Annotated in this window: 28 protein-coding genes and 1 pseudogene; 27 read left to right on the top strand and 2 right to left on the bottom strand. The window is 40.3% G+C overall.

Annotated elements, in window-relative coordinates:
* Positions 1-2 precede the first annotated feature (2 nt).
* From K6969_RS06915 to K6969_RS06820, 20 genes and pseudogenes are all read left to right on the top strand, one after another.
* Positions 3-287, top strand: coding sequence for a DUF2726 domain-containing protein (locus K6969_RS06915; protein ID WP_321537344.1), 285 nt, complete (start codon positions 3-5; stop codon positions 285-287).
* A 10-nt stretch (positions 288-297) separates the two neighbouring features.
* A pseudogene (locus tag K6969_RS06910) lies at positions 298-621 on the top strand (PAS domain-containing protein); the annotation flags it as partial.
* 27 nt (positions 622-648) lie between these two features.
* Positions 649-861 carry a hypothetical protein gene (locus K6969_RS06905; protein ID WP_226961070.1) on the top strand — a complete coding sequence of 71 codons (213 nt, stop codon included), beginning with the start codon at positions 649-651 and terminating at the stop codon, positions 859-861.
* A gap of 52 nt (positions 862-913) precedes the next feature.
* On the top strand, positions 914-1,804 hold the full coding sequence (truB, locus tag K6969_RS06900) for a tRNA pseudouridine(55) synthase TruB (RefSeq protein ID WP_032512205.1): 891 nt from the start codon (positions 914-916) through the stop codon (positions 1,802-1,804).
* A 19-nt stretch (positions 1,805-1,823) separates the two neighbouring features.
* Positions 1,824-2,747: a bifunctional riboflavin kinase/FAD synthetase gene (locus K6969_RS06895; RefSeq protein WP_029173628.1), complete on the top strand. Its 924-nt coding sequence runs from the start codon at positions 1,824-1,826 to the stop codon at positions 2,745-2,747.
* Positions 2,740-3,477, top strand: a complete 738-nt coding sequence (locus tag K6969_RS06890; RefSeq protein ID WP_029173629.1) for a potassium channel family protein — start codon at positions 2,740-2,742, stop codon at positions 3,475-3,477. The genes K6969_RS06895 and K6969_RS06890 overlap by 8 nt, the downstream gene beginning before the upstream one ends.
* A gap of 73 nt (positions 3,478-3,550) precedes the next feature.
* Positions 3,551-3,952 (top strand): Spx/MgsR family RNA polymerase-binding regulatory protein, encoded by a 402-nt coding sequence (locus K6969_RS06885; RefSeq protein WP_029173630.1) that lies wholly within the window; start codon positions 3,551-3,553, stop codon positions 3,950-3,952.
* A 14-nt stretch (positions 3,953-3,966) separates the two neighbouring features.
* Positions 3,967-4,245, top strand: coding sequence for a UPF0223 family protein (locus K6969_RS06880; protein WP_029173631.1), 279 nt, complete (start codon positions 3,967-3,969; stop codon positions 4,243-4,245).
* Positions 4,235-4,993 (top strand): inositol monophosphatase family protein, encoded by a 759-nt coding sequence (locus K6969_RS06875; RefSeq protein WP_170244744.1) that lies wholly within the window; start codon positions 4,235-4,237, stop codon positions 4,991-4,993. Before K6969_RS06880 ends, K6969_RS06875 begins: the two co-directional genes overlap by 11 nt.
* Positions 4,993-6,294, top strand: coding sequence for an RsmF rRNA methyltransferase first C-terminal domain-containing protein (locus K6969_RS06870; RefSeq protein WP_171942487.1), 1,302 nt, complete (start codon positions 4,993-4,995; stop codon positions 6,292-6,294). Before K6969_RS06875 ends, K6969_RS06870 begins: the two co-directional genes overlap by 1 nt.
* Positions 6,295-6,431: 137 nt before the next feature.
* Entirely contained in the window at positions 6,432-7,301 is an 870-nt protein-coding gene (locus K6969_RS06865; RefSeq protein WP_321537343.1) for a phosphate ABC transporter substrate-binding protein PstS family protein, read from the top strand.
* A gap of 2 nt (positions 7,302-7,303) precedes the next feature.
* Positions 7,304-8,221: a phosphate ABC transporter permease subunit PstC gene (gene pstC / locus K6969_RS06860; protein WP_002937619.1), complete on the top strand. Its 918-nt coding sequence runs from the start codon at positions 7,304-7,306 to the stop codon at positions 8,219-8,221.
* Positions 8,211-9,098: a phosphate ABC transporter permease PstA gene (gene pstA / locus K6969_RS06855; RefSeq protein WP_029177889.1), complete on the top strand. Its 888-nt coding sequence runs from the start codon at positions 8,211-8,213 to the stop codon at positions 9,096-9,098. The genes pstC and pstA overlap by 11 nt, the downstream gene beginning before the upstream one ends.
* A gap of 24 nt (positions 9,099-9,122) precedes the next feature.
* Entirely contained in the window at positions 9,123-9,926 is an 804-nt protein-coding gene (pstB, locus tag K6969_RS06850) for a phosphate ABC transporter ATP-binding protein PstB (protein WP_002940866.1), read from the top strand.
* Between the two features lie 11 nt (positions 9,927-9,937).
* On the top strand, positions 9,938-10,696 hold the full coding sequence (pstB, locus tag K6969_RS06845; RefSeq protein ID WP_002937614.1) for a phosphate ABC transporter ATP-binding protein PstB: 759 nt from the start codon (positions 9,938-9,940) through the stop codon (positions 10,694-10,696).
* A gap of 28 nt (positions 10,697-10,724) precedes the next feature.
* Positions 10,725-11,381 carry a phosphate signaling complex protein PhoU gene (gene phoU / locus K6969_RS06840; protein ID WP_002940865.1) on the top strand — a complete coding sequence of 219 codons (657 nt, stop codon included), beginning with the start codon at positions 10,725-10,727 and terminating at the stop codon, positions 11,379-11,381.
* A gap of 149 nt (positions 11,382-11,530) precedes the next feature.
* Entirely contained in the window at positions 11,531-12,109 is a 579-nt protein-coding gene (locus tag K6969_RS06835; RefSeq protein WP_321537342.1) for a hypothetical protein, read from the top strand.
* 141 nt (positions 12,110-12,250) lie between these two features.
* Positions 12,251-12,922 (top strand): response regulator transcription factor, encoded by a 672-nt coding sequence (locus K6969_RS06830; protein ID WP_014637852.1) that lies wholly within the window; start codon positions 12,251-12,253, stop codon positions 12,920-12,922.
* On the top strand, positions 12,915-14,294 hold the full coding sequence (locus K6969_RS06825) for a sensor histidine kinase (RefSeq protein WP_029943182.1): 1,380 nt from the start codon (positions 12,915-12,917) through the stop codon (positions 14,292-14,294). Before K6969_RS06830 ends, K6969_RS06825 begins: the two co-directional genes overlap by 8 nt.
* A 100-nt stretch (positions 14,295-14,394) precedes the next feature.
* Complete coding sequence (locus K6969_RS06820) at positions 14,395-15,624, top strand: transglutaminase domain-containing protein (RefSeq protein ID WP_171942488.1); 1,230 nt, start codon at positions 14,395-14,397, stop codon at positions 15,622-15,624.
* A gap of 225 nt (positions 15,625-15,849) precedes the next feature.
* Here K6969_RS06820 and rpsT read toward each other — a convergent pair whose 3' ends face one another.
* Both rpsT and coaA read right to left on the bottom strand, forming a co-directional pair.
* Positions 15,850-16,098 carry a 30S ribosomal protein S20 gene (gene rpsT / locus K6969_RS06815; protein ID WP_012027069.1) on the bottom strand — a complete coding sequence of 83 codons (249 nt, stop codon included), beginning with the start codon at positions 16,096-16,098 and terminating at the stop codon, positions 15,850-15,852.
* Between the two features lie 58 nt (positions 16,099-16,156).
* A complete protein-coding gene (gene coaA, locus K6969_RS06810) occupies positions 16,157-17,077 on the bottom strand; it encodes a type I pantothenate kinase (protein ID WP_002935283.1) in 921 nt (306 codons plus the stop codon).
* Between the two features lie 108 nt (positions 17,078-17,185).
* Between coaA and K6969_RS06805 the strand changes: the two genes are divergently transcribed.
* The 7 genes from K6969_RS06805 to K6969_RS06775 all read left to right on the top strand — a co-directional run bounded on the left by K6969_RS06805 (position 17,186) and on the right by K6969_RS06775 (position 24,007).
* Positions 17,186-17,776: a class I SAM-dependent methyltransferase gene (locus tag K6969_RS06805; RefSeq protein WP_024376492.1), complete on the top strand. Its 591-nt coding sequence runs from the start codon at positions 17,186-17,188 to the stop codon at positions 17,774-17,776.
* Complete coding sequence (locus K6969_RS06800; RefSeq protein WP_171942489.1) at positions 17,773-19,050, top strand: pyrimidine-nucleoside phosphorylase; 1,278 nt, start codon at positions 17,773-17,775, stop codon at positions 19,048-19,050. The genes K6969_RS06805 and K6969_RS06800 overlap by 4 nt, the downstream gene beginning before the upstream one ends.
* Positions 19,051-19,065: 15 nt before the next feature.
* Positions 19,066-19,728 (top strand): deoxyribose-phosphate aldolase, encoded by a 663-nt coding sequence (deoC, locus tag K6969_RS06795; RefSeq protein ID WP_105150448.1) that lies wholly within the window; start codon positions 19,066-19,068, stop codon positions 19,726-19,728.
* On the top strand, positions 19,715-20,104 hold the full coding sequence (locus tag K6969_RS06790) for a cytidine deaminase (RefSeq protein WP_002940839.1): 390 nt from the start codon (positions 19,715-19,717) through the stop codon (positions 20,102-20,104). Before deoC ends, K6969_RS06790 begins: the two co-directional genes overlap by 14 nt.
* Positions 20,105-20,184: 80 nt before the next feature.
* The gene (locus K6969_RS06785; RefSeq protein WP_171942490.1) at positions 20,185-21,252 is read left to right on the top strand and encodes a BMP family lipoprotein; all 1,068 of its coding nucleotides are present in this window, start codon (positions 20,185-20,187) and stop codon (positions 21,250-21,252) included.
* 165 nt (positions 21,253-21,417) lie between these two features.
* Complete coding sequence (locus tag K6969_RS06780; protein ID WP_002935272.1) at positions 21,418-22,953, top strand: ABC transporter ATP-binding protein; 1,536 nt, start codon at positions 21,418-21,420, stop codon at positions 22,951-22,953.
* Complete coding sequence (locus K6969_RS06775; RefSeq protein WP_024379615.1) at positions 22,946-24,007, top strand: ABC transporter permease; 1,062 nt, start codon at positions 22,946-22,948, stop codon at positions 24,005-24,007. Before K6969_RS06780 ends, K6969_RS06775 begins: the two co-directional genes overlap by 8 nt.
* Position 24,008 lies beyond the last annotated feature (1 nt).

The following is a 24,008-nucleotide window of genomic DNA, read 5'->3' as shown; positions in this document are numbered from 1 at the left end:
TTGTGAAGGATTTTACTCGACTAACAGAAGTGGAAGCGAAGTATGCAAGGCATGGAAATACGCACCTTGATTTTTTGATAATTAATAGACTTACCAAAGCCCCTGTACTAGCTGTAGAAGTAGATGGATATGCATTCCACAAAGGTAATTCTAAGCAGTTTGAACGTGATATTATGAAGGATAACATTTTGAAAAAATACGACCTCCCTCTAATCAGGTTTAAAACAAATGAGAGTCAGGAAAAAGAAAAATTGATCGAAATATTGGATGGATTAATAGGAAGATAGCAATGAACATGATGATATTTTCCAATATTATAATGACAGCCACCCTGTCGAAGACATGATTTTCAAACGGACGCCAAGCCAGATTGGACGCCATGTGGAGCTCTGCCATCCTCCCAAAATAGTGGACAAGGTCAAGAAGATTTTTGAACTGCTCCGCACAGGGCAAAAAGACCAGATCACCATGTGGTTCAAGTCCGAGAGCATGGACAAGTTTGTCTATGTGGTCTATAAGGCAGTGTGTGATGACCAAGGAGAATTTCAAGGCGTTTTGGAGTATGTTCAGGATATTCAACCATTTTTTGAGATTGATAGCGATTTTCATCGGGAACTCTAGTTTAGTCATTTTTGAAAGGAAATCAAGTTGTTGGAATGGTCGACTATAAAATTTGCTGACAAAGGATACTATGACGCTCCGTTGTTATTTTCTTGGGGCTATGATGAGGAGGAAGAGACCGGAATTGATGAGGCTGTTACATATGAAGTCGCCCCTTCTGGAACCATGCGACGCATTCATAAGGAACTTGAGAATTTGATAGGTACAACATTCGGTAGCTATCGTTTCTATGATGACTGATTGATACCGGACCGCCCACAAGAGCGGTCCTTTGTGTTATAATGGGAACATGATTTCAGGAATTATTAACGTAAAAAAAGAGGCAGGCATGACCTCGCACGATGTTGTTTTTAAGCTCCGTAAGATTTTGCAGGAGAAGAAGATTGGTCACGGGGGGACCTTGGACCCAGATGTGACAGGTGTTCTGCCCATTGCAGTCGGCAAGGCCACGCGCATGATTGAGTACATGCAGGAAGAGGGCAAGATTTACGAGGGAGAGATTACCCTCGGCTATTCGACCACGACCGAGGATGCGTCGGGCGACCTCGTCGAGCAGACACCGGTTTTGGACATAGCAGAGCAGGCAGTTGATGAGGCCATGGCTAGTTTTGTCGGTACTATTACCCAGATTCCGCCTATGTACTCTGCTGTCAAAGTAAACGGCCGCAAACTCTACGAATACGCACGGGCGGGCGAAGAAGTTGAGCGCCCTCAACGCCAAATTGAGATTTACAGTTTTGAACGGACTAGCCCGATTGAACTAGCAGATGATTGTGCACGTTTTACCTTCCGAGTTCGTTGTGGAAAGGGCACCTATGTCCGTACTCTTTCTGTTGACATAGGGGCTAAGTTAGGCTATGCCAGTCACATGTCTAAGCTGGAGCGTACAGGTTCAGCTGGTATGAGCCTGGCTGATGCCCTGACAATCGAGGAAATTGCTGAGAAGGTTGCCCAAGATGATTTTTCCTTCCTCCGTCCCATTGAACAGGGAATTGGTGACCTGCCCATTGTTGATTTGACGTTTGAGCAAGTGATTGAGGCTAGATATGGTCGTTTTATTACCTTAGATAGTCAGGCGGAATTGTTGGCAGGTTTTCATAGGGAGAAACTGGTGGCTATCCTGGAAAAACGTGACCAAGTTTACAAGCCTCGCAAGGTTTTTCTAGAAGAAGTTTTAGCCTAGTTGTGATAAAATAAACAATATGAAGATTAGAACGATAAAAAATTATCAAGAACTCCATCAGGAAAAACCAACTGTTTTGGTATTAGGCTATTTTGATGGGATTCATTTGGGGCATAAGGCCCTCTTAGACCGTGCTAGACAAGTTGCAGATGAAAAAGGATTGACAGTAACTGTTCTGACCTTTCCAGAGTCACCTCGATTGGCTTTTTCTCGCTTTAGCCCAGAACTTTTACTGCATTTGACCAGTCAAGATCAGCGTTACCACTTGTTGGAGCAATACGGTGTAGACCAGCTGGTTTTGACAGATTTTACCAGTGAGTTTGCAAGCAATACTCCTCAGCAGTTTTTGGAGCGCTACATCAAGGGGTTGAACGCACAAGTCTTAGTGGCAGGTTTCGATTATCATTTCGGAAATTGCAGAGCAGATGTCAAAGATTTGACAGAGCTATTTGGTGGTCAGGTAGAAATTGTAAGTGAAGTGAGCCTGGGCGGAGAGAAAGTTTCTTCAACTCGCATTCGTCAGGCTATCCAGTCAGGGGATGTCTCTCTAGCTAATCAACTTTTAGGTTATCCATTTATGACGGAGGGAATTGTTGTTCATGGAGATGCCAGAGGACGCACCATTGGCTATCCAACTGCAAATCTGGCACCTTTTGACCGTGTCCATTTACCATCTGAGGGAGTCTATGTCGCTGATGTTGAAGTAGATGGAAAACGCTATCGAGCTATGACAAGCGTTGGGAAAAATGTGACCTTTGATGGAACGGAGATGCGGATAGAAGCCCATATTTTGGGGTTTGACCGCTTTATCTACGGAGAAAAAATAACTATTTTTTGGCTTGAAAAAATTCGAGATATGGTTAAATTTGACGGGATTGAAGGTTTGATGGAGCAGATGAAATCCGATGAGGAATTTGCCTTGCAATGGGAGAAATATGCTTAAACGATTGATTCGTCATCCTTTTTATGAGAAGGCTATGACCTACATAGCTGTAGTCTATGTATTTCTTATCGTACTTGAATTGATGGATGCTAATATTGCTAATTCTAGTGGGTATCGGGTACTAGACTTGCTCTTATGGTTTATTTTTGTCTGCGATTATTTCATTCAGCTGTATTACTCAGACGATAGAATTGAATATGTACAAGGGCATGTGTTAGAATTAATTGCTATTATTCCATTCGATTTGTTCTTCAGTTTTCTTCGCTTGGGAAGACGTGCACGACTCTTCAGATTAGTCAAAGTAACGAGAATATTTGCCCTGTCTAATCGATTCTGGGATACAATCAACAAGCTATTGCATACCAACAGTTTATCCAAAGTGTTGATGTTAAATATCTCAGCGGTTCTAGTTGCAAGTGTCTTACTATCAGTGATTGAAGGGAAATCATTCTTTGATGCACTTTGGTGGTCCATTGTAACGATGACAACTGTAGGGTACGGAGATATTGTCCCCCAAGATACGATTTCTAAAATTATAGCCATCCTCTTGATGTTGGTTGGTATTTGTACTTTTGGTATGGTTACCTCTACAATAACTCGTTTTTTCTCTGAAACAGAGCGTGAAACGAAGTTGGATACCTTGATGGCAAAAATTGATGAACAAAACGAAATATTGCTACGCTTAGAGAAAAAAATAGAATCTTTGGAAAAATTACAGGGAAGAGATTAGATTTACTATTGAAAACTCTTTTAAGTTAGAGTATACTATAAGAAGAAAAATGTTTTTAGAGGGGATGGAAGACATGATTACTTTATTTTTGTCACCGAGTTGTACCAGTTGTCGTAAAGCTCGTGCTTGGCTGACAAGTCACGAAGTCCCTTTTATTGAGCACAATATTATGACTAGACCTCTAACTGCTGAGGAATTGAAGAACATTTTAGCATTGACAGAAAATGGGACAGATGACTTGATTTCTACCCGTTCAAAAGTTTTTCAGAAACTAGATATTGATGTTGATGAGCTTTCTGTGAAGCAGCTTATTGGGTTAATCGAAACCTATCCGAGTCTCTTACGGCGTCCGATTATTTTGGATGAGAAGCGGATGCAGATAGGGTTTAATGAAGATGAAATTCGTGCATTTCTTCCGCGGAAGTATCGCAAACAAGAACTAAAAAATGCTACATTGAGAGCAGAAATAGGATAAGAAAGATAAAAGATATGAACAAAAATTATTCATATCCACTTGATTTTTTGTGGAGCACAGAGGAGATTTCCTCCGTGCTTTCTTTTTTGAATCAGGTGGAGGCAGCTTATGAAAAAGGAGCAGATGCGGTAGCTATATTAGCTAGTTATAAAAGCTTCAAAGATGTTGTTAAAAGTAAGGGACAGGAACGTCAAATTGATCGTGACTTTGAAGCAGTTTCTGGTTATTCAACCTATCGAGTTGTTAAGGCTGCTCGAGATAAAGGGAAAGGAGTTATTCGTTTTGGAAACTAAGTATCACTTTGCCCAAACGATTGTCCTGGAAGCTGGAAATTTTCTCCGACAGCATTTACATGATGATCTTCAGATTGAAGAAAAGGGAGACTTTACAGACTTGGTAACACACCTTGATAAACAAGTGCAAGAAATGCTGACTCAACAGATTCAATCTCGCTATCAGGGTGATGGGATTTTAGGTGAGGAAGGTGGGGACGTTTCTTCTATTCATGAGGGAAATGTTTGGGTTATTGATCCAATTGATGGCACCACAAATTTTATTGCTCAGAAAACTGATTTTGCCATTATGATTGCCTATTTTGAAAATGGAGTAGGAAAGTTCGGTATCATTTATGATGTCATGCGAGACAAACTTTTCCATGGAGGAGATTCATTCCCTGTTTATTGCAATCAAGAACGCTTAAAGAAACCAGAGCTGCGCCCTCTTCGCCAGAGTTTGATAGGAATCAATGCAAAGTTGTATGCAGGCAATGCACATGGAGTGGCAGAATTAGCAAATCAAAGTTTAGGTACAAGATCTGTAGGAAGCGCTGGGATTGGTTTCGCCCACGTTCTGGAAGGAAGATTATTTGCCTATGCTTCTTATCTGTGTCCATGGGACTACGCAGCAGCCAGTATTATTGGTTCCTCTTTAGGCTTAGTTATGTTAAGTTTTGATGGTCCGAATCTGGCCTATGATAAGCGAGAGTTTGTCATGCTAGTATCAGAATCCCATCTTGAGGAAGTGAAGGGGTATATATTCTAATGCAATTACCACAGGATTTTATAGATAAATATAATCATTTGCTTGGTAGTGAAGCCCAAGCATTTTTTGAGAGCTTTGATGAGCCAGCTATTTCAGGTTTTCGGGTCAATCCGCTAAAGGAAAATCAGTTGGACTTTGAGCAACTAATTCCAGATATGCCTTGGTCTTACTATGGTAAAGTTTCAGGTAAATCGCCTGAACACGTGACTGGTTTGGTTTATTCACAAGAGCCAGCTGCACAGGTTGTCGGTCAGATTGCAGCTCCGGAAAAAGGGATGAAAGTGTTGGACTTGGCAGCAGCGCCAGGAGGAAAGTCTACCCACTTGCTTTCATACTTAGAAAATACGGGGCTCTTGGTTAGTAATGAAATTTCCAACAAACGAGCAAAAATCTTGGCTGAAAATATTGAGCGTTTCGGAGCGAGGAATGTTGTTGTAACAAATGAATCAGCAGACCGCTTGGAAAAGGTCTTTCAAGGATATTTCGATATGATTGTCCTAGACGCTCCCTGTTCAGGTGAAGGGATGTTTCGAAAAGACCCCGATGCGATTCAATATTGGTCCAAATATTATCCAGCACAATGTGCCAGCTTACAGCGTGAAATTTTAGAATCGGCCTTGAACATGTTGGCTCCAGGTGGTCAATTGATTTATTCTACTTGCACTTGGTCACCAGAGGAAAATGAAGAAGTAGTGACGTGGCTCTTAGAACAGTATGATTTGGAACTAATAGACATTCCTAAAATCAATGGAATGGTAGAAGGAGTCGGTTATCCAGAAGTTGCTCGTATGTATCCCCACCATTTTGCAGGAGAAGGTCAGTTCGTTGCCAAATTTAGATTTCTAGGAGAATCCAGTCAGAAAAAATTAAAACCAGGAAAATCCAATTTGAATAAAGAACAGCAATCTCTCTGGAAAGAATTTGAACAGAAGCATTTAAGGGTTCAATTGGATGGTTTACTGCAGGTTTTTGGGGACAATCTCTATCTACTGCCACACGGCCTTCCTGATTTGTCAAAAGTAAAGATTGCTCGAAATGGTCTTCACTTGGGGACGTTTAAGAAAAAAAGATTTGAACCAAGTTTTGCTTTAGGTCTAGCACTCCATAGTTCGGAGGTTAAAAATCGAGTGGAAATCAGCTCAGAAGAATTCTCGTCCTATACTGCTGGACATACAATAGCTGTTTCCAAGGATTTAGCTAATGGCTGGTATCAGGTAGCAGTTCAGGGGAACGGTCTTGGTTTCGCAAAAATTGTATCTGGAACGCTTAAAAATGGCTTTCCAAAAGGGCTGAGATTTTAAAATAAATCAGCAAATTTTTTTTGCAACTTGTCTTTTTATATGATATAGTGGATGAGTGGAAATATCTTGTAAATTCTATGTAAAACACAGAGTTAATTTTAGGAGATTCCACTGAAAAATGTAAAGGAAAAAACGAAATGAAAAAAAAGCAGAAGCTTGGAATTGTAGCTTTGTTTCTTTTGAGTAGTATGGCTCTTTCAGGTTGTTCTTCTTGGATCGATCGAGGAGAGTCTATTACAGCCGTAGGTTCGACAGCGCTTCAACCACTTGTTGAGGCAGCAGCAGATGAATTTGGTAGTGTCAATATCGGTAAATCCGTCAACGTTCAGGGTGGTGGATCAGGTACTGGCTTGTCACAAGTTCAGTCTGGAGCTGTTCAGATTGGTAACTCTGACGTATTTGCTGAGGAAAAAGAAGGGATTGATGCCAGCAAATTGGTAGACCATCAAGTTGCCGTTGTAGGTCTTGCTGTGATTGTCAATGAAAAAGTCACAGTTGATAATATTACCACAGAAGATCTGCGTAAAATTTTTACTGGTGAGATTACCAACGGGAAAGAACTGGGTGGTAAGGATTTGGAAATTTCAATCATTAACCGTGCAGCTAGTTCAGGTTCACGTGCGACCTTTGATAGTGTTATCATGGATGGACAAACCGCAGCTCAGAGTCAAGAACAAGATTCTAACGGTATGGTAAAATCTATTGTTGCTCAGACACCAGGTGCAATTTCCTACCTATCATTTGCTTATCTAGATGATTCCGTTAAAACAATTAAGCTAAACGGTTTTGAACCAACTGCTGAAAACGTAGCAACAAATGATTGGCCAATTTGGTCCTATGAGCATATGTATACGATGGGCAAAGCGACTGATTTGACAGAAGAATTTTTAGATTACATGATGTCAGATGAAGTTCAAAATGGTGTCGTTGAAAGTATGGGATACATTTCTATCAACGATATGAAAGTTGTGAAAAGTGCTGATGGCACGGTGTCTGAGAAGGAGTAAGCATGAAAAACGAACAACTAGCAAAAGAGTTATCGTCTCCATCTAAAAACTCTCGATTAGAGAAGTTTGGTAAGGTAATTACATTCCTTTGTCTGTCATTGATTGTCTTTATTGTTGCAATGATTTTGATTTTCGTTGCACAGCGTGGATTATCGACTTTCTTTGTTGACGGTGTGAGCATCACTGATTTCTTATTTGGAAGCAAGTGGGAACCAAGCTCGAAAATATTTGGTGCCCTGCCAATGATTTCAGGTTCTTTCATTGTTACGATTCTGTCAGCTGTTGTTGCGACCCCTATCGCAATCGGTGCAGCGGTCTTCATGACAGAAATATCACCAAAACGTGGTGCAAAAATCTTACAACCTGTTATCGAACTTTTGGTTGGTATTCCATCGGTTGTATATGGTTTCATTGGTTTGCAAGTAGTTGTGCCATTTGTACGTTCAATCTTCGGTGGAACAGGTTTCGGTATCTTGTCGGGTGTATTTGTACTTTTTGTCATGATTTTGCCAACAGTAACCTTTATGACGGTTGACAGTTTACGTGCAGTACCTCGTCACTACCGCGAAGCAAGTTTGGCTATGGGAGCCACTCGTTGGCAGACGATTTGGCGTGTTATCTTGAATGCTGCTAAGCCAGGTATTTTTACGGCCGTTATCTTTGGTATGGCGCGTGCCTTTGGTGAAGCCTTGGCGATTCAGATGGTAGTTGGTAACTCAGCGGTTATCCCAACTTCTCTCACAACGCCCGCAGCGACCTTGACTTCTGTACTGACCATGGGTATCGGTAATACGGTTATGGGAACAGTTCAAAACAACGTTCTCTGGTCACTGGCCCTTGTCTTGCTCTTGATGAGCCTTATCTTTAACATGATTATGAAATTTATTACAAGAGAGGGTAAGAAAAACTATGCACGCTAAAAAATTTGATAAATTGGCGACTGGTATTCTTTACTCAATCGCTGGTGTGATTGTCGTTATCCTGACGTCACTGATTCTTTACATCTTGCTACGTGGTCTGCCACATGTAAGCTGGGATTTTTTGACAAGTAAATCTTCGTCTTACAAAGCTGGTGGTGGTATTGGAATTCAGCTCTACAACTCATTCTTCCTATTGGTTGTAACGCTCTTAATTTCTGTTCCCTTGTCAACCGGTGCAGGTATTTATTTGGCTGAATATGCTAAAAAAGGTCCATTGACTAACTTTATCCGTACCTGTATTGAGATTTTGTCATCCCTACCGTCCGTTGTCGTTGGTTTGTTTGGTTACTTGATTTTCGTTGTTCAGTTTGAGTACGGTTTTTCTATCTTATCAGGTGCCTTGGCTCTTACAGTCTTTAATTTACCACAGATGACGCGTAACGTAGAGGACAGCCTTCGTCACGTTCACCATACACAACGTGAAGCAGGATTGTCTCTTGGTCTATCACGTTGGGAAACTGTTCTCCATGTTGTTATTCCAGAAGCACTTCCAGGGATTGTAACAGGCATCGTCTTGGCATCTGGTCGTATCTTCGGTGAGGCAGCAGCTCTTATCTACACGGCTGGTCAGTCAGCACCAGCTCTTGACTGGTCAAACTGGAATCCATTGAGTGTTACGAGTCCGATTTCTATCTTCCGTCAATCAGAAACCCTTGCGGTTCATATTTGGAAGGTCAACAGCGAAGGGACAATCCCAGATGCAACTCAAGTGTCAGCTGGTTCAGCAGCCATCCTCTTGGTTTTCATCTTGATTTTCAACCTTTCTGCCCGTTATATCGGTAAGAAACTTCATGCGAAAATGACTTCAGCAGCCTAGAAGTCTGACTTATAAGGAGAAAAAATGGCAGATTACAACTGGAATGAACGCCATATCATTACTTTTCCAGAGGAGAATATCGCCCTTTCGACAAAAGATGTTCATGTTTACTATGGTAAGAATGAAGCGATCAAGGGCATTGATATGCAGTTCGAAAAAAATAAAATTACAGCCTTGATTGGACCATCAGGGTGTGGGAAATCAACCTATCTTCGCAGTCTTAATCGTATGAATGATACTATTGATATTGCTAAGGTAACCGGTCAAATTCTTTATGAAGGAATCGACATCAATAGACCAGATATGAACGTTTACGAAATTCGTAAGCATATTGGAATGGTATTCCAACGTCCCAACCCATTTGCAAAATCGATTTACCGCAACATCACATTCGCACATGAACGTGCAGGTGTGAAAGATAAGCAGGTTTTGGATGAGATTGTTGAAACTTCTCTGAAACAAGCAGCCCTTTGGGATCAGGTAAAAGACGACTTGCACAAATCAGCCTTTACCTTATCAGGTGGACAGCAACAGCGTTTGTGTATTGCACGAGCTATCTCTGTAAAACCACAAATCTTGCTTATGGATGAGCCTGCATCAGCCTTGGACCCGATTGCGACTATGCAGTTAGAAGAAACTATGTTTGAATTGAAGAAGGACTACACCATTATCATTGTTACGCACAATATGCAACAAGCAGCTCGTGCAAGTGATTACACAGCTTTCTTCTATCTGGGTGACTTGATTGAATATGATAAGACAGCAAATGTCTTCCAGAATGCAAAACTCAAGTCAACTAGTGACTACGTTTCAGGACATTTTGGATAGAAAGGGAACAAATGACATCACCTATTTTACAAGTAAAAGATTTGTCTGTTTACTATAACAAGAAAAAAGCCTTGAATAATGTGTCAATCGATTTCTATCCAAATGAAATTACTGCTTTGATTGGACCATCTGGTTCTGGTAAGTCAACCCTCTTGCGTTCTATTAACCGTATGGGAGATTTAAACCCAGAGGTAACATTGACAGGTGCGATTGATTACAACGGAAAGAACATATACAGTCCTCGTACGGATACTGTTGATCTTCGTAAGGAAATCGGTATGGTATTCCAACAACCAAACCCATTCCCGATGTCTATCTACGAGAATGTCGTTTATGGTTTACGTATTAACGGTATCAAGGACAAGCAGGTCTTGGACGAAGCAGTTGAGCGTTCTTTGATTGGTGCTTCTATTTGGAATGAAGTGAAAGATCGCTTGCATGACTCAGCAGTTGGACTTTCAGGTGGTCAGCAGCAACGTGTATGTGTGGCCCGTGTATTGGCAACAAGCCCAAAAATTATTTTGTTGGATGAGCCAACTTCAGCTCTTGACCCAATCTCAGCTGGTAAAATTGAGGACACACTTTATGGTCTGAAAGATAAGTATACAATGGTGCTAGTAACACGTTCTATGCAACAGGCATCACGTATTTCAGATCGAACAGGTTTCTTCCTTGATGGCGATTTGATAGAATACAATCTGACAAAAGAAATGTTCTTGAATCCTGCCAATAAAGAAACAGAAGACTACATTACAGGTAAGTTCGGCTAAGGCCTATAAGAAAAAGAAAGAGGTTCACATGTTAAGAGCTCAATTTGAAGAGGAATTAGGAAAACTTCATAACCAATTTTACGCCATGGGGAACGAAGTGTTGGCACAAATCAACAATGCCGTTCGTGCCTTTACAACACATGATCGTGAGTTGGCTAAAGAAGTGATTGAAGCAGACAAGAAAATCAATGCTTTCGAAGTAAAATTGGAGAAAAAATCACTTGAAATCATCGCCCTTCAACAACCAGTTTCTACAGATTTACGGAGTGTTATCACTGTTTTAAAAGCAACCAGCGACTTGGAGCGTATGGGGGATCATGCTGTGTCTATTGCAAAAGCTGCTATTCGGATGAAGGGCGAAGTTCGCATTCCTGTAGTCGAGGAAGAAGTCAAGAAAATGGGGAAAGAAGTTCGCAAACTTGTTGAGGAAACGCTCGAACTATATCTAGCAAACTCTGATGTTGAGGTCGCTTATGAAGTGGCAGCTCGTGACGAAATTGTCAATGACTTTTACTCAGCCATCCAAGAATTAACAACAGAAGAAATCAAGAAGAATCCAGAATCCTTGGTTGCTGGTCGTGACTATTTCCAAGTGTTGACTTACTTGGAACGTGTTGGTGACTATGCTAAAAATATCTGTGAGTGGGTTGTTTACCTACGAACAGGCGACATCACTGAATTGTAAGATGGAAGTCCGAAAGGACTTCTTTTAGTTTGCTTTAAGGAAAATGCAATGAATCTTTAGATTGGTTTAAGTTTCTCATTCTATACTGTTCGTGTCATCAGGTGAGTAAAGACTCGCTATGATAAAATTTTATTGAAAAGAGGAATTTTATGTCAATAATCAATCAATTAAAGTCACAGTCGAAAACAGTTTTGGCAGCGGTTGCTATTTCAGCCGCTACCTTGGGCTTTGCAGGGGGAATTAGCATTTCGAAAAGCTCAACAGGAGTTTCAACACAAAATCAGGCAAGTCTGGCGCAAAATAATTCTGCAGCAACGAATGGACAAGGAGCTCCCCAAGGTATTCCACCAGGTAAAGGAGGTCCTAGCCAAGGCATGCCACCTGGTCAAAATGGAAACACTCAAGGCCTGCCTCCAGGACAGAATGGGAATAGTCAAGGTATGACTCCACCAGATGCAACAGGCGAAACAACCCAAGGAATGCCATCGGGTCGAAACGGTGAGATGCGTGATATGCCTCCGGGTAAAACTGGTGAAATGCGGGGAATGCCTCCAGGACAGAATGGAAATAGTCAAGGTATGCCCCCTGGTCAAGGGACAACTCCTCCAGATGCTACAAGTGGTGCAACACAATCAAATACTTCTTCAGACGAAGTTAATGCCTTAAAAGAGAAAAATCAAGAAATAAAGGACCAAATTTCAGGTAGTTCAAGCACTTCAAACCAATAGGAAAAATAAGAAAAAAGTGGTATAATTGACCCAGCTTTGTTGGTCATACAGAGTGAACTCGATAAAAGTGACAGAAAATCAAAGTTCAAGTTCTTCCTTAGTTCCTTGAACGATTTTACATAGTAGAAAAAGGTGAAAAATATGATTAAGATTTTGTTGGTAGAAGACGATTTAAGCCTATCCAATTCAGTTTTTGACTTCCTAGATGATTTTGCAGATGTCATGCAGGTTTTTGATGGTGAAGAAGGAATCTATGAAGCGGAAACTGGTGTGTACGACTTAATTTTATTAGATTTAATGTTACCTGAAAAAGATGGCTTCCAAGTTTTGAAAGAGTTACGTGAAAAAGGTGTTACGACACCTGTTCTGATTACAACAGCCAAGGAAAGTCTAGAGGATAAAGGCCATGGTTTTGAATTGGGCGCTGATGACTACTTGACAAAACCGTTTTATTTAGAAGAATTGAAGATGCGAATTCAAGCTCTATTAAAACGAGCGGGTAAGTTTAATGAAAACACACTGACTTATGGGGACGTGACCGTTGACTTATCGACAAACTCTACAACTGTAAATGGCGAAGAAGTTGAATTGCTAGGAAAAGAATTCGATCTACTAGTCTACTTCTTGCAAAATCAAAATGTTATCTTGCCAAAAACTCAAATTTTTGACCGTATTTGGGGATTTGACAGTGACACTACTATTTCAGTAGTAGAAGTATATGTTTCTAAAATTAGGAAAAAGTTGAAAGGAACGACCTTCGGGGAAAATCTTCAAACCCTGCGTAGTGTCGGATACATTCTAAAAAATGCCTAAGCGATTAAAAAAATTAATGTACACGGATAAATTTTCCTTCTTTATCCGTTATTTTGCAGTATTTACCCTGATTTTTGGTTTGATGACAGCTATCATTTTTCAATTAATGCGTTCAACTATGTATCAAAATTCAGATAATACCTTGAAACGGATTAAGGAAGAGCCAGCGATGGCTGTTGGTTTTGCAATCGCAAGAACCTATGAGCCTAACTCTGTCTTTATACTTCAAGATAGCCCAACTAGTGAAGAAACGACGAGCTCTAGCTCAGATAGCATGCCTGTTCCTAAAAATCAAAAAAATACTAGAGATGTAGAACAGCTGAAATTAGGTATCAATACTCATGTCTTACTCTATAGTAAAAGTGGAGAAATGGTCAATCCAGATACTTTTACTGGTTTGGCCGACCTACCGTTAGATAAGGAAAAATTGGGCGGAATTAAGGAAGCAACGGTTGAATCAAGCTTCGGTATGTCTGAAGATTATCGCTATGTGACGATTGAGCTGGCTACAGATGAACTAGGTTATTATTCGTCCTATGATATAAAATATGCGACAATTTTAGTGAATGTCAGCCAAATAAAATCCTCCATTGAGACCTATGAATCGACAGTTGCTATTGTTATGGTTTCAGCTTGGCTCATTTCTATCTTAGCCAGTATTTACCTATCGAATCTTAGTATGCGTCCAATTCTAATCAGTTATCAAAAGCAAAAAGACTTTGTTGAAAATGCTAGTCATGAGTTGCGTACGCCGTTGGCTGTTCTCCAAAATCGCTTGGAGAGCCTGTTTCGCCATCCCGAAGCGACGATTTTAGAGAGTAGTGAAAGCATCGGATCTAGTTTGGAAGAAGTTCGAAATATGCGATTATTGACAACGAACCTACTCAATTTGGCTCGTCGTGATGATGGCTTAAAAGTCGATATGATTGATGTTCAACCCAACTATTTTGATGAAATCTTTGCTAATTACCTTATGATTGCTGAAGAAAATGGAAAAACACTAACAGTTAATAATTTGATTCATCAGCCGATTCGAACAGACAAGGTCCTGATTAAACAGTTGCTTACCATTTTATTTGACAATGCCATGAAGTATACCGACGATGACGGCAGAATTCAAATTACAGCTAATATCAAGGATAAATCTGTCTACTTCACAGTTGCCGACAATGGTTTGGGAATCAGCGATGCCGATAAGAAGAAAATCTTTGATCGCTTTTATCGAGTTGATAAGGCCAGAACGCGTCAAAAAGGTGGTTTCGGTCTAGGATTATCGCTGGCTCAACAAATTATCAAGACACTAGGTGGGAAAATCTCTGTTAGAGATAACCAACCGAAAGGAACTATTTTTGAGGTAGGATTACCTAAATAAAACAATATTATTAGGCTAGGAAAATTCTAGTCTAATTTTTTTGTGTAGTTCGTCAGTAGTCTCCTAATTATGTTATACTTAAACAAGAATGGAGGTAAATATGAGGAAAGTTTCTCGTGGCGTTTTAACCATATTATTATCGGCGACAGTCCTTTCTGCTTGTTCAGGAGGAGGACAAGAGCTGAGTGAACGTTTGGAAGCAGCTAAAATTGAGTTTTCTAAAGAAAAAAAGCAACTAGAAGCAGAATTAACAGCATTAAAAGAAGAGGTTCAAGGAAATTTCTACTACCAACAATTGGATACTGATAAGGAACGTCGTGTCTATCTCCAATTTGTTAATGGGCTCAGCAAGCGGATGCAAGTGATCGATATTGATTCTGTTAATGATGAAATATATTCGCGCGTCTATTTTTCTGTCGCTCATGATTATCCAGAATTTTACTGGCTAACAGATGAAGCGGCAATGAGTGGCGGAGTTGATATATTGGATTTAGAAGAGCCAGCGTATCCGACTGATTTATCTCCGACACGAAATAAAATAGAAGAGGAAGTGAATAAGATACTTACTCAGGCACCAACAGGGTCGGACTATGAGAAGGTTAAATATTTTTACGAGGTGATTATAAAGCAAACGGAATATGACCTTGAAGCCCTACAAACCAACTCTGTCACGTGGAGAAGCCAAGGAATTACCAGTGTGCTATTAGATAAGAAATCCGTTTGTGCTGGCTATAGTCGCACTTTCCAATACCTATGTAAAAAAGCAGGCATTGATTGTATCTATGTCACAGGGATTGCAAAAAATGGGCAAAACGGTGAGTTTGGGCATGCTTGGAATCTAGTCAAGATAAATGGACAATACTATGGTGTTGATACGACTTGGGGAGATCCAGTTTTTGATCAAGCTATAAGTGGAGAAGCGCATACAGATATTTCATACGATTATCTATGTGTCCCTGATGAAATATTAGAGAGAAGTAGAATTGCTGATACCGATCTACTCGACTATTGGGGAGAAGAACAATATTACGAACCTAGAGCATTGACCTATCCAAAGTGTACAGATAATTCATTGAATTACTATGTGCAAAAGGGAGTCTATTTCACAAGCTTTGATGAAGCTGCAGTTTTACAGTCCATCACTGACCAGCGACTACAAGGTACGGATAAAGTAGTCTTGCAATTCGGAACAGCAGAAGCAATGCAACAAATGATTACATTGGCCTCTACTGAAAATAATGCTATTTTTCAGGCCTTGGGCGATGTAGGAGAGTATCAGTACTATTATAATGACCAAACCTATACATTTGAACTGGCAGATTGGTTCTAACGAATTAGTTTGAATCTCAAGGAGCGTGTTCTTCCCTAATAATAAAAAATAGGGAGCGGGGAAGACATCCATGATGGCTCCGCCCTCACCCACAGAATAATGAAAACAACCATAAAGCCCTCACTAGGTTTATAATCTTAGTGAGGGCTTTGTGGTTGACGAGTTAATGATGTTATTCATCGAGGGGAAAAATAAAAAAAGGAAACCCAAAGGTTTCTTTTTTAATTAAGCAAGTTTTGATGCAAGACGTGCTTTATCGCGGCTTGCTTTGTTTTTGTGAATCAAACCTTTAGTTTCTGCTTTATCGATTGCTGAACTAGCAGCACGGAAAAGCTCTTCAGATGGGTTAGCTTCAAATGCTTTGATTGCAGTACGCATAGCTGATTTTTGTGCTGAGTTTTTCTCGTTTTGTTTAACGTTCAATTCAGCGCGTTTGATAGCTGACTTAATGTTTGCCAATGGTTTCACCTCCACCCTTTCTTGTACTAACTATACCATTATATCTGAAAAGAGTGTTTTTGACAAGTGAAATTTATTTTTTTAGATAAATTTTATCAATCTCATGGTTTTCGGCCTTATGAAGAATAATATCAGCACGGTTTCTGGTTGGTTCAATGAATTTTTCTAAGTTAGCTAGATTAATATTTTTCCAAGTATTCTGGGCAATAGATAGAATCTCAGGGTACGTCATCTGGGTAAAACGATGGTAATAGTTGTTAGGGTCATTTTTTGCCAATGTCAATAATTTTTGGAATCGCTCCAAGTACCAGGTTTCAATATGCTCCACATCAGCGTCAACGTATATAGATAGGTCAAAATAGTCACTGACATAGAGGCGCTGGTTTTGTGGATTTTGAAATACATTGATTCCTTCAACAATCAAGAAATCTGGAGACTTAATTTCCTGAGTTTTGTTTGGGACAATATCATAGATTTCATGTGAATAGACAGGAATTTGGCAGTCGTAGCCGTTTTTTATCTTATCAAGGAAATCAATCAATTTCTCCATGTCATAGGATTCAGGAAAACCTTTTTTATTTAACAGTTGCCGTTCTTCTAAGACCGCATTTGGATGGAGAAAACCATCTGTTGTCACTAATTCAACCTTGGCGTGTTTAAATGTCCGAGCAATAAGAATTTGCAGCAATCTACTAGTTGTTGATTTGCCGACAGCAACACTTCCGGAAACGCCAATGATAAATGGTTGTGGCTTGATAGTCTTTTGTAGAAATAAACTCTTCGTAAAATTTAGGTCTTTGCGTGCTTTCCGATAGATATGGATAAGATTAACCAAAGGAAGATAGATGTCAGAAACCTCATGTAATTGAATGCGGTCGTTAAAACTTTTAATAGAATTTAGTTCACTTTGACTAAGTGGAATGGTAGTCTTACGGTGTAGTTGTTGCCAAGTGGCTCGGTCAATTTGTTCAAAATTTAAAAATTCGTTTTTCATACATAATTCTTCCTATAGGTAAGCGTTTCAATATCGATTTCATTTTATCATATTTTTCATGTAAGAAAAACTCTTGAAAACGTTTTTAGGAAATGTTATAATAAGTACATGTCCAATATGTATTACGAAAAAAATCCTACAGTAGCACATGATATTCATGAAATCCACGTAAACTTACTAGACACCCCAATGTCTTTCATGACAGATGCAGGTGTTTTTAGCAAGAAGATGGTTGATTATGGTAGTCAAGTGCTTTTAAAAACCCTTCATTTTGAAAAAGGGGCATCGGTGTTGGATGTTGGTTGTGGTTATGGACCAATTGGTTTGACACTTGCTAAGGTGTTCAGCACCAAGACAACACTGATTGATATTAATAGCAGAGCTTTGGATTTAGCTACAAAAAATGCTGAGAGGAATGGTGTTACCGCTAAAATTTATCAATCCAATATCTACGAAAACGTGGACGAAACATTCAATCATATTGTTTCAAATCCACCTATTCGGGCCGGAAAATCGGTTGTACATGAAGTAATTGCTGGCGCTTTTCAACGCTTAGAGGCAAACGGAACCTTGACCATTGTCATTCAAAAGAAACAAGGTGCACCGAGTGCCAAGGCTAAGATGGAAGAAGTGTTCGGCAACTGCCAGATAATAAAGAAAGACAAGGGTTACTACATCCTTGAAAGTGTGAGAGAATGAGAGCAGTGGATTTAATTCAAAAAAAGCGTGATGGCTTAGAACTATCGTCTGAAGAAATCAAATGGTTGATTGATGGATATGTAGCTGGGACAGTACCGGATTATCAAATGTCAGCCTTGGCGATGGCGATTTATTTCAAAGGGATGTCAACACGTGAGATTTCTGATTTGACAATGTCTATGGTTGCAACGGGTGAACAGATTGATTTGTCTGCAATTCCAGGCATCAAGGTAGATAAGCATTCTACAGGTGGTGTCGGAGATAAGGTCACACTCATCTTAGCACCATTGGTAGCAAGTTTTGATATTCCAGTTGCAAAGATGAGCGGTCGTGGACTTGGTCATACTGGCGGAACCTTGGATAAGTTAGAGTCAATCAAAGGATACCAGATTGAAGTTAGTCAAGAAGATTTCATCGAGCAAGTTCAAGATACTGGTGTTGCAGTTATCGGACAGTCAGACAATCTTGTTAAAGCTGATAAATTGCTCTATGCCCTTAGAGATGTGACAGCAACCGTTGATATTATTCCACTGATTGCCAGCTCGGTAATGTCTAAGAAAATTGCCGCAGGTGCGGATGCGATTCTTCTAGATGTAACAGTGGGAGAAGGTGCCTTCATGAAGACCGTTGAAGAAGCACGGGTTCTAGCTCAAACCATGGTGGATCTTGGGAAGGCGGTTGGGCGCAAGACAGTTGCAGTTTTGACTGACATGTCTCAACCAGTTGGAACTTCGATTGGAAATCGTTTGGAAATTTTAGAGGCTATTGAAATTTTACAGGGTAAAGGTCGAGAAGATGTTACCGAATTTATCTGTGAACTAGCCCAAATTATGTTGGGGCTTGCAAATGTTGAGAAAAGCATTGAAGAAGTACGCCAACATATTGACAATGGTGCAGCTTTGAAGAAATTTGAAGAAATGGTCCTTGCTCAAGGTGGTGACTTAGAAGATTTATATCGTTCAGTTCAGGTTATACAGCAAGTTCCAGTTCTTGCGGAGGAGGATGGATACCTTGTAGGGCTTCCTGCGTTGGAATTCGGTCTCTTTGCAATGAAACTTGGTGCAGGTCGCGCAGTCAAGACAGACGATTTAGATTATGAAACAGGTATTGTCTTCCATAAGAAAGTAGGGGAAGCTGTTTCTAAGGGTGAACAAATCGCAACGATTTATGCCAATGAAAATATTTCGGAAAACATGCTTACAAATTTCCAAAAAAATGTTAAAATAGATAAAGAAAGTGTAAAAACGAAAGAAATCATAGAGATTATTTCTTAATATACGGAGAAAACTATGAAATTGAATAAATATATTGACCATACAATCTTGAAACCTGAGACAACACAAGAGCAGGTTGAAAAGATTTTGGCAGAAGCAAAAGAATATGATTTTGCAAGTGTCTGTGTTAACCCAACTTGGGTTGCTTTAGCAGCTGAAAGCTTGAAAGATAGTGATGTAAAAGTTTGTACGGTTATTGGTTTCCCTCTCGGAGCAAACACACCTGCTGTAAAAGCTTTCGAAACAAAAGATGCAATTTCAAAAGGAGCAGATGAGATTGACATGGTTATCAATATCGGTGCTCTGAAAACTGGAAATTACGATTTGGTTTTGGAGGATATTAAAGCTGTTGTAGCAGCAAGTGGTGATAAACTAGTCAAAGTTATCATCGAAGCATGCCTCCTTACTGATGATGAGAAAGTGAAAGCTTGTCAATTATCTCAAGAAGCTGGTGCGGACTATGTTAAAACATCTACAGGATTTTCTACAGGCGGTGCCACAGTAGCGGATGTTGCCTTAATGAGAAGAACAGTAGGACCTGACATGGGAGTGAAGGCTTCAGGTGGTGCACGTTCGTATGAAGATGCCATTGCCTTTATCGAAGCAGGAGCGTCTCGTATTGGTGCGTCATCAGGCGTGGCAATCATGAATGGAGCACAGGCGGATGGAGACTATTGATTTAATTGAATTAGCTGTAAAAAACAGTCAAAAAGCATACGTACCGTACTCAAAGTTTCCAGTTAGTGCAGTTCTTGTAGCTAAGACAGGGGAAATATTTACGGGTGTAAACATTGAAAATGCAAGCTTTGGTTTGACCAATTGCGCTGAAAGGACAGCTATTTTCAAGGCCATTTCTGAAGGTGTGAAAGATTTTTCTGAAATCATTATTTATGGCGAAACAGAAAAGCCAATATCTCCTTGTGGAGCTTGTCGCCAAGTTATGGCAGAATTTTTTGATAAGGATTTAAAAGTGACCTTGGTCGCTAAAGATAAATCGACAGTCGAGATGACAGTCGGGGAATTACTTCCATATTCCTTTACAGACTTAACTTAGTCTGTATGACAGTCATTTGACTGTAGCAATATTACTCTGCAACAATGTAGTTGCAAAAAGATTTTTAGGAGGGTTCAGAAATGAACAAGAAACTTGTTGGACTTGGTCTAGCAGCTGTTGCGGCTGTATCTTTGGCTGCATGTGGTAACCGTGCTTCAAAAAGCAGTAGCTCAGAAGCATCTTCATCAGCGGACACATCTGTGAAAGCTGCTATCGTTACTGACATTGGTGGTGTTGATGACCGTTCATTCAACCAATCTGCATGGGAAGGTCTTCAAGAATGGGGTAATGCAGCTGGTCTTTCTAAAGGTAATGGCTACGATTACTTCCAATCAGCTAGTGAATCAGATTATATCACAAACCTTGATTCAGCTGTTGCTGGTGGTTACAATCTTGTGTTCGGTATTGGTTTTGCCTTGGAGAGTGCGATTGCTGAGGTTGCGCCAAATAATCCTGACACACACTATATAATCGTGGATAGTGTTGTTCCAGATCAAGACAACGTAGTCAGCGTAGGTTTCGCAGACCATGAAGCATCATATCTTGCTGGTGTTGCTGCAGCTAAGTCAACTAAGACAAACCACGTAGGTTTCATCGGTGGTATGGAAGGTGTTATCATCGATCGCTTTGAAGCTGGTTTCGTTGCGGGTGCTAAGTCTGTAAACAAAGACATCAAGATTACAATTGACTATGCAGGTTCATTTGGTGATGCTGCTAAAGGTCAAACTCTTGCAGCTGCTCAATATGCTGCAGGTGCAGACGTGATCTTCCACGCTTCTGGTGGTACTGGTAACGGTGTATTTGCTGCTGCTAAAGCAGAAAATGAAACTCGTAATGAAGCAGATAAAGTTTGGGTAATCGGTGTTGACCGTGACCAATCAGCAGAAGGTGAATACACTTCTAAAGATGGTAAGTCTTCTAACTTTGTATTGGCTTCAACATTGAAACAAGTTGGTACTTCAGTTAAAGATATTGCAACTAAAGCTGTTGCAGGTGAATTCCCTGGTGGTCAAGTACTTCAATTCTCATTGAAAGATAAAGGTGTTGAATTGGCAGAAACTAACCTTTCAGAAGATGCTTCTAAAGCAGTTGCAGATGCTAAGCAAGCTATCTTGGATGGTAAAGTAGAAGTTCCTGAAAAACCTTAATGAATTTCTTTTCGACAATTCCGATTCGGCGACCCGACGGGGTCGCCGTTTTCGGGCTGAGATTTTTCTCAGTAAAGCCTATCAGCTATGGTAGGTTTTACTGACAAAAATGGTATAGTTGATGAAGAATTTTCAGAAGGCTATAGTCAGAAAGGATAATAGATTATGACTAAGGATTATGTCATTGAAATGCGCAATATCACTAAGATATTTGGTGAATTTGTAGCAAATGACCACATCAATTTGAATGTCAGACGTGGTGAAATCCATGCCCTTCTTGGTGAGAATGGTGCGGGTAAATCTACTCTGATGAACATGCTTGCTGGCTTGTTGGAACCTACAAGCGGTGAAATTGTTATCAACGGTCAATCCGTGAAGATTGACTCTCCATCCAAAGCAGCCCAATTGGGTATTGGTATGGTGCACCAACATTTTATGTTGGTTGATGCTTTCACAGTTGCTGAGAACATCATTCTTGGTTCTGAAACCACCAAAGGTGGCGTGATTGACCTTAAAAAAGCTATCGCAGAAATTAAAGAACTTTCTGCTAAATATGGTCTTGAAGTTGATCCAACTGCAAAGGTTGCAGATATTTCTGTGGGTGCACAGCAACGTGTAGAAATCCTTAAAACACTTTACCGTGGAGCAGACCTTTTAATTTTTGATGAGCCGACAGCTGTATTGACCCCTGCGGAAATTGCAGAGCTCTTGAAAATTATGAAAGCCTTGGTTGAAGAAGGTAAATCTATTATTTTGATTACGCACAAATTGGATGAAATTCGTGCAGTTGCCGATAGTGTAACAGTTATTCGTCGAGGTAAATCGATCGAAACAGTTGCCGTTGAGGGAGCAACAAACCAAGATTTGGCTGAGTGGATGGTTGGACGTTCCGTTTCCTTTAAAACAGAGAAAGTTGAAGCGAGTCCTAAAGAAGTCATTTTGTCAATTAAGGATTTGGTTGTCAATGAAAACCGTGGTATTCCAGCAGTTAAGGGCTTGTCGCTTGATGTTCGAGCAGGTGAGGTTGTTGGTATTGCCGGTATCGACGGAAACGGTCAAAGTGAGTTGATTCAGGCAATCACTGGTTTACGTAAGGTAAAATCTGGCTCAATCACTATCAAAGGTGAGGAAGTAGTTGGTAAAACTCCACGTAAAATTACAGAAATGCAAGTGAGCCACGTTCCCGAAGATCGTCATCGCGATGGACTCGTTCTTCCGATGACTGTTGCTGAGAACTTTGCGCTTCAAACTTACTATAAAGAACCGATTTCAAAAAATGGTATCTTGAACTATAATATCATTAATGAAAAAGCACGCGCGTTAATGGAAGAATTTGACGTTCGTGGGGCGAGTGAACTCGTCCCAATCAAGGCTCTTTCAGGCGGTAACCAGCAAAAGGCTATTATCGCGCGTGAAATCGATCGCAACCCAGACCTTTTCATTGTTAGCCAACCAACACGCGGTTTGGACGTTGGTGCTATTGAGTATATTCGTAAACGTCTCATTGCAGAACGTGATAAGGGTAAGGCTGTTCTTGTTGTCAGCTTCGAATTGGATGAAATTTTGGATGTATCAGATAGAATTGCTGTTATCCATGATGGTGTCATCCATGGTATTGTTGAACCTGCTAAGACCAATAAACAAGAGTTAGGTGTCTTGATGGCAGGTGGACATATTGAGAAGGGAGAAGAACATGCTTAATAAATATAAGAATTTGGCCCTTCCATTAATGGCTGTGGTCAGCGGTATCCTACTTGGAGCGATTGTCATGCTTGTTTTTGGCTACGATCCAATTTGGGGGTATGAAGAGTTATTCTATTCAGCTTTTGGTAATATCAAATCAATTGGTGAAATTTTCCGTGCAATGGCACCACTTGTTTTCACTGCTCTCGGTTTCGCAGTAGCTAGTCGTGCAGGTTTCTTCAACGTTGGTTTGTCTGGTCAGGCTTATGTTGGTTGGGTTTTTGCTGGATGGTTTGCCTTGGCAAATCCTGACTTACCACGTCCCGTTTTGATTTTGGGAACAGTCTTGATTGCTATGTTGGCAGGCGGTATTGCTGGAGCTATTCCAGGTATTCTACGTGCCTATTTGGGAACAAGTGAAGTTATCGTTACGATTATGATGAACTACATCTTACTCTATTCATGTAACTATATCATTCGTGATGTATTTGCAGATAGTTTGATGAAGAATACAGACTCGACAGTTAACGTGTCAGCAAATGCCTCTTACCAAACAGAGTGGCTCCGTGCATTGACAGATAACTCACGTATGAATATTGGTATTTTCTTTGCCATTATTGCAGTTTTTGTGATTTGGTTCCTATTGACCAAAACGACTCTTGGTTTTGAGATTCGCTCAGTGGGGCTTAACCCAACAGCATCGGATTATGCGGGTATGTCTGCGAAACGTACGATTATTCTATCTATGGTTATTTCAGGTGCTCTTGCGGGTCTTGGGGGAGCTATCCAAGGTTTGGGTACTTTCCAAAACGTTTATATCCAAAGCGGTAACTTGGATATTGGTTTCAATGGTATGTCAGTAGCGCTTTTAGCTTCTAATTCACCGTTAGGTATTCCATTGGCTGCCTTTCTATTCGGTGTTCTTTCTGTCGGTGCCCCAGGTATGGTACGTGCACAGATTCCACCTGAATTGATCAACGTTGTTACGGCATCAATCATTTTCTTTATCGGTGTGAAATTTATTTTTGAACAATTATTAAAATCTAGAAATAAAGCGAAAGGAGCGAAATAAG

The organism is Streptococcus suis (genome assembly GCF_019856455.1).
GTDB lineage: Bacteria > Bacillota > Bacilli > Lactobacillales > Streptococcaceae > Streptococcus > Streptococcus suis_AE.
The sequence above is the reverse complement of the archived record's forward strand: the minus strand, read 5'-3'. Positions and strand labels throughout refer to the sequence as shown.